Origin of the sequence: Kocuria sp. LHG3120, from assembly GCF_049897445.1 — a bacterium.
Classification (GTDB): domain Bacteria; phylum Actinomycetota; class Actinomycetes; order Actinomycetales; family Micrococcaceae; genus Kocuria; species Kocuria rosea.
Window position 1 is genome coordinate 1 of sequence record NZ_JAFCWG010000017.1, and the last position, 5404, is coordinate 5404.

The 5404-nt window shown below is 57.7% G+C and carries 2 rRNA genes; both read left to right on the forward strand.

Annotated elements, in window-relative coordinates:
* Positions 1–139 precede the first annotated feature (139 nt).
* Positions 140–1665, forward strand: a 16S ribosomal RNA gene (locus ACP7CD_RS18315).
* A gap of 598 nt (positions 1666–2263) precedes the next feature.
* Positions 2264–5391, forward strand: a 23S ribosomal RNA gene (locus ACP7CD_RS18320).
* Together the 16S and 23S rRNA genes form the textbook arrangement of a ribosomal RNA operon.
* Positions 5392–5404: the final 13 nt, after the last annotated feature.

The window sequence follows — 5404 nt, forward strand, 5'->3', positions numbered from 1 at the left end:
GGTCTGTTGTTTGAGAACTCAATAGTGTGCCATGTTTGTTGATACCGGATGTTTTATTCGGTTGATTGGTTGTTGCCGTCCTGCCTCCGTGGGGTGGTGGCGACATTTTCAGCCGGGGTTTGATGTTTTCGTTGTTTTTTTGACGGAGAGTTTGATCCTGGCTCAGGACGAACGCTGGCGGCGTGCTTAACACATGCAAGTCGAACGATGATGCCCAGCTTGCTGGGTGGATTAGTGGCGAACGGGTGAGTAATACGTGAGTAACCTGCCCTTGACTCTGGGATAAGCCTGGGAAACTGGGTCTAATACTGGATACTACCTCTTACCGCATGGTGGGTGGTGGAAAGGGTTTTACTGGTTTTGGATGGGCTCACGGCCTATCAGCTTGTTGGTGGGGTAATGGCTCACCAAGGCGACGACGGGTAGCCGGCCTGAGAGGGTGACCGGCCACACTGGGACTGAGACACGGCCCAGACTCCTACGGGAGGCAGCAGTGGGGAATATTGCACAATGGGCGGAAGCCTGATGCAGCGACGCCGCGTGAGGGATGACGGCCTTCGGGTTGTAAACCTCTTTCAGTAGGGAAGAAGCGAGAGTGACGGTACCTGCAGAAGAAGCGCCGGCTAACTACGTGCCAGCAGCCGCGGTAATACGTAGGGCGCAAGCGTTGTCCGGAATTATTGGGCGTAAAGAGCTCGTAGGCGGTTTGTCGCGTCTGCTGTGAAAGCCCGGGGCTCAACCCCGGGTCTGCAGTGGGTACGGGCAGACTAGAGTGCAGTAGGGGAGACTGGAATTCCTGGTGTAGCGGTGAAATGCGCAGATATCAGGAGGAACACCGATGGCGAAGGCAGGTCTCTGGGCTGTTACTGACGCTGAGGAGCGAAAGCATGGGGAGCGAACAGGATTAGATACCCTGGTAGTCCATGCCGTAAACGTTGGGCACTAGGTGTGGGGGACATTCCACGTTTTCCGCGCCGTAGCTAACGCATTAAGTGCCCCGCCTGGGGAGTACGGCCGCAAGGCTAAAACTCAAAGGAATTGACGGGGGCCCGCACAAGCGGCGGAGCATGCGGATTAATTCGATGCAACGCGAAGAACCTTACCAAGGCTTGACATTCACCGGACCGCCCCAGAGATGGGGTTTCCCTTCGGGGCTGGTGGACAGGTGGTGCATGGTTGTCGTCAGCTCGTGTCGTGAGATGTTGGGTTAAGTCCCGCAACGAGCGCAACCCTCGTTCTATGTTGCCAGCACGTGATGGTGGGGACTCATAGGAGACTGCCGGGGTCAACTCGGAGGAAGGTGGGGATGACGTCAAATCATCATGCCCCTTATGTCTTGGGCTTCACGCATGCTACAATGGCCGGTACAAAGGGTTGCGATACTGTGAGGTGGAGCTAATCCCAAAAAGCCGGTCTCAGTTCGGATTGAGGTCTGCAACTCGACCTCATGAAGTCGGAGTCGCTAGTAATCGCAGATCAGCAACGCTGCGGTGAATACGTTCCCGGGCCTTGTACACACCGCCCGTCAAGTCACGAAAGTTGGTAACACCCGAAGCCGGTGGCCTAACCCCTTGTGGGAGGGAGCCGTCGAAGGTGGGACTGGCGATTGGGACTAAGTCGTAACAAGGTAGCCGTACCGGAAGGTGCGGCTGGATCACCTCCTTTCTAAGGAGCCGTTGACCACCGTGTGGTGGTCGCCCCCGCCCTAGTGCCCGTCCGTGGTGCTGGTGGGGTGAGCTCATGGGTGGAATATCAACGAGCAAGTGGCCGCACTCCTCCTGTGCTTCCCGGGTTCCGATCCGGCGGGTGTGGGGGTTGCCGGCCGGGTCGGGTCCTAGTACCTGTCCCACCGTGGTGGACCCTTGCGGGTTCGTCCGGTGTGGGTGGTGGAAGAGAGCCGGTCCGGTGGTGGGTGTGGTCCGTGGCGCACTATTGGGTCCTGAGACAACAGGCCCCGTCCCCTTTGGTGGGGGTGGGGGTGTTGTGTCTGGGTTCCCGGCGTCCTGCCGGTGGTCGTGTTCCCTTTCGGGGGTACTGCCACCAGTGTGCAGGGTGTGCGGGTTGTTGTTTGAGAACTGTATAGTGGACGCGAGCATCTTAAGAACAGGTGCCGCAAGCAGCCGGACGGCTTCCTCCTTCTCGTAAGGGTCGGGGTGGTGGTTTGGTGGGTTGTGGTGCCGTGTTCGTGATTGATCGCCGAGATACTGCTGCCGTGCCCCGTTGGGGTGTGGTGGTGGTGGTATCGGTGTGTTCTGTGATCATGTGGCAAGTTTTTAAGGGCGCACGGTGGATGCCTTGGCATCAGGAGCCGATGAAGGACGCGGTAATCTGCGATAAGCCTCGGGGAGCTGATAAACGAGCTGTGATCCGAGGGTCTCCGAATGGGGAAACCCCGCCGCGTGTTATGCGTGGTGACCCGCACCTGAATTCATAGGGTGTGTGGAGGGAACGTGGGGAAGTGAAACATCTCAGTACCCACAGGAAGAGAAAACAACAGTGATTCCGTCAGTAGTGGCGAGCGAACGCGGAAGAGGCCAAACCGATGGTGTGTGATACCCGGCAGGGGTTGCATCATCGGGGTCGTGGGGCGTGTCGTCCCGGGTCTGCCGGCCCGGGCGTGTGAGTGCAGGGCGATAGTCGAACCGGTGTGAGTGCCGGACCGGAGAGGGTGAGAGTCCCGTAGACGAAATCGTTGCTGCCGCACGGTACGCGTACCCAAGTAGCACGGGGCCCGAGAAATCCCGTGTGAATCTGCCAGGACCACCTGGTAAGCCTAAATACTACCTGATGACCGATAGCGGACCAGTACCGTGAGGGAAAGGTGAAAAGTACCCCGGGAGGGGAGTGAAATAGTACCTGAAACCGTGTGCCTACAAACCGTCGGAGCCCTACAAGGTGACGGCGTGCCTTTTGAAGAATGAGCCTGCGAGTTAGTGTTACGTCGCGAGGTTAACCCGTGAGGGGTATCCGTAGCGAAAGCGAGTCTGAACAGGGCGAGTGAGTGGCGTGATCTAGACCCGAAGCGAAGTGATCTACCCATGGCCAGGTTGAAGCGCGTGTAAGAGCGCGTGGAGGACCGAACCCACTTCAGTTGAAAATGGAGGGGATGAGCTGTGGGTAGGGGTGAAAGGCCAATCAAACTTCGTGATAGCTGGTTCTCCCCGAAATGCATTTAGGTGCAGCGTTACGTGTTTCTTGCCGGAGGTAGAGCTACTGGATGGCCGATGGGCCCTACAAGGTTACTGACGTCAGCCAAACTCCGAATGCCGGTAAGTGAGAGCGTAGCAGTGAGACTGTGGGGGATAAGCTTCATAGTCGAGAGGGAAACAGCCCAGACCACCAACTAAGGCCCCTAAGCGTGTGCTAAGTGGGAAAGGATGTGGAGTTGCTTAGACAACCAGGAGGTTGGCTTAGAAGCAGCCACCCTTGAAAGAGTGCGTAATAGCTCACTGGTCAAGTGATTCCGCGCCGACAATGTAGCGGGGCTCAAGTACACCGCCGAAGTTGTGGCATTGCACCAATGATACCCAACCGGTCTTTAGGCCGGTTCAGGTGGTGCGATGGGTAGGGGAGCGTCGTGTGGGCAGTGAAGCTGCGGGGTGACCCAGTGGTGGAGCCCACACGAGTGAGAATGCAGGCATGAGTAGCGAATGACGGGTGAGAAACCCGTCCGCCGGATGATCAAGGGTTCCAGGGTCAAGCTAATCTGCCCTGGGTCAGTCGGGACCTAAGGCGAGGCCGACAGGCGTAGTCGATGGACAACGGGTTGATATTCCCGTACCGGCGAAGAACCGCCCCTATCGAACCGGGGACACTAACCACCCGAACCGGGCCATGCGGTGACCATTGGTCGCCGCCGGCTCCGGGGAGCGTGGGACCTGAACCGGGGAGGTAAGCGTATTAACAGGTGTGACGCAGGAAGGTAGCCGAGCCGGGCGATGGTAGACCCGGTCTAAGCGTGTAGGGCGATCCGTTGGCAAATCCGCGGATCATTGAGCCTGAGACGTGACGGGACCCCCATTCGTGGGGGGATTCGGTGATCCTATGCTGCCGAGAAAAGCATCGACGCGAGGTTCCAGCCGCCCGTACCCCAAACCGACACAGGTGATCAGGTAGAGAATACTAAGGCGATCGAGAGAATCATGGTTAAGGAACTCGGCAAAATGCCCCCGTAACTTCGGGAGAAGGGGGGCCCCGACCGTGGACACCACTTGCTGGTGCGAGCGGGTAAGGGCCGCAGAGACCAGGGGGAAGCGACTGTTTATCAAAAACACAGGTCCGTGCGAAGTCGCAAGACGATGTATACGGACTGACTCCTGCCCGGTGCTGGAAGGTTAAGAGGACCTGTTAGCCTCACGGCGAAGCGGAGAATTTAAGCCCCAGTAAACGGCGGTGGTAACTATAACCATCCTAAGGTAGCGAAATTCCTTGTCGGGTAAGTTCCGACCTGCACGAATGGAGTAACGACTTCCCCGCTGTCTCAACCATGAACTCGGCGAAATTGCAGTACGAGTAAAGATGCTCGTTACGCGCAGCAGGACGGAAAGACCCCGAGACCTTTACTATAGTTTGGTATTGGTGTTCGGTGTGGCTTGTGTAGGATAGGTGGGAGACGGTGAAGCGGGCACGCCAGTGCACGTGGAGTCAACGTTGAAATACCACTCTGGTCACTCTGGACATCTAACTTCGGCCCGTGATCCGGGTCAGGGACAGTGCCTGATGGGTAGTTTAACTGGGGCGGTTGCCTCCTAAAGAGTAACGGAGGCGCCCAAAGGTTCCCTCAGCCTGGTTGGCAATCAGGTGTCGAGTGTAAGTGCACAAGGGAGCTTGACTGTGAGAGCGACAGCTCGAGCAGGGACGAAAGTCGGGACTAGTGATCCGGCGGTACATTGTGGAATGGCCGTCGCTCAACGGATAAAAGGTACCTCGGGGATAACAGGCTGATCTTGCCCAAGAGTCCATATCGACGGCATGGTTTGGCACCTCGATGTCGGCTCGTCGCATCCTGGGGCTGGAGTTGGTCCCAAGGGTTGGGCTGTTCGCCCATTAAAGCGGTACGCGAGCTGGGTTCAGAACGTCGTGAGACAGTTCGGTCCCTATCCGCTGCGCGCGCAGGAAATTTGAGAAGACCTGTCCTTAGTACGAGAGGACCGGGACGGACGAACCTCTGGTATGGCAGTTGTACCGCCAGGTGCACCGCTGCTTCGCTACGTTCGGAAGAGATAACCGCTGAAAGCATCTAAGCGGGAAGCTCGCTTCGAGATGAGATTTCCACGCACCTAGTGTGTGAGAGGCCCCCAGCTAGACCACTGGGTTGATAGGCCGGAGGTGGAAGCACGAACCAACGACGTGTGCAGCCGACCGGTACTAATAAGCCGACAACTTACACCACACCCCCACCCCC